The organism is Salinicola sp. MH3R3-1, assembly GCF_001937155.1.
GTDB classification, from domain to species: domain Bacteria; phylum Pseudomonadota; class Gammaproteobacteria; order Pseudomonadales; family Halomonadaceae; genus Salinicola; species Salinicola halophyticus.
On the sequence record NZ_MSDP01000044.1, the window covers coordinates 1 to 1,364 of the forward strand.

General features: G+C 63.6%; 1 protein-coding gene. It reads left to right on the top strand.

Annotated elements, in window-relative coordinates:
* The coding region (locus BTW08_RS18060) for an Ig-like domain-containing protein (protein WP_246837794.1) at nucleotides 1-1,364 on the top strand (1,364 nt) is incomplete at both ends.

Below are 1,364 nucleotides of genomic sequence, written 5' to 3' on the forward strand. Positions count from 1 at the left end.
GCTGATCGGCAGCGCCGAATCCAATGCCATCGTGACCGTCTACACCGACGGTCGAAACCTGGGCACTACCACGGCAGATGGCAACGGCGACTGGCAGTTCGCCACCAATGAGGCGGATCAGCTGTTTGGCGGTGAAACTGTCTTCACTGCCACCGCGACTGATATCGCAGGCAACGTTTCTGCCACCAGCCCGACGTTTACGCTGACGTTCGACACGACGGCCCCTGCGGCCCCGATGATCGAACCGACCAATGGAGACGAGATCACCGGTACCGCCGAGCCCGGCAGCACGGTCACGTTGACCGACGCAGATGGCACCCCGATCGGCAGCGTCGATGCCGATCCCGAAGACGGTAGCTGGTCGTTCATGCCAGACGAGCCGCTACCCGACGGGACCGAAGTCAACGCCACCGCAACCGATGCCAGCGGTAACGTCAGCCCTGAAGCCACGGCAACGGTCGACGCAACCGCGCCCAATGCCGATGGCAACGACATTCATATCGACGACGGCGGCGACGGCTTCCTGAACGTCGACGAGACCGACAATGTCACCTTGACCGGTCGCATCGAGAATGGCGCCACCGTTACCGACTTGACGATCACCGATGGAACCGGTGGCAGCGTCGAGGTCCCGCTCGGGAATATCGCCGTCGATGCCGACGGTAACTTGACGGTCAGCGGCGTGGATCTGTCGGATCTCGCCGACGGCGAACTGACAGCCACTCTCTCCGTGATCGATGCCGCCGGCAACACCGGAACGGTCACCGATACCACGACGCTCGACACGGCTGCGCCTGACGCCCCGATCGCCACGCTGGCCAACGATTCGGGAACTGAGGATGACGGCATCACCAACGATGCCACGGTCAATGTCGGTGGCCTCGAGGACGGCGCAACCTGGGAATATTCCACCGATGGCGGCGATAGCTGGACAACCGGCATGGGCAACAGCTTCGAACTGCCGGAAGGCGACTATGACGCTGACGCCGTGCAGGTTCGTCAGACCGATGCCGCGGGCAACACCGGCGGCAGCGGCAACCTCGGCGCGGTGACGATCGACCTGACCGCCCCGGAAGCCCCCGTGATTGAAGGCGCCGAAGACGACGTTCCTCCCGCCGGGCCAATCGGCGGAGGCGATATGACCAACGACGTGACGCCGACACTGATCGGCAGCGCCGAATCCAATGCCATCGTGACCGTCTACGCCGACGGTCGAAACCTGGGCACTACCACGGCCGATGGCAACGGCGACTGGCAGTTCGCCACCAATGAGGCGGATCAGCTGTTTGGCGGTGAAACCGTCTTCACTGCCACCGCGACTGATATCGCAGGCAACGTTTCTGCCACCAGCCCGACGTTTACGC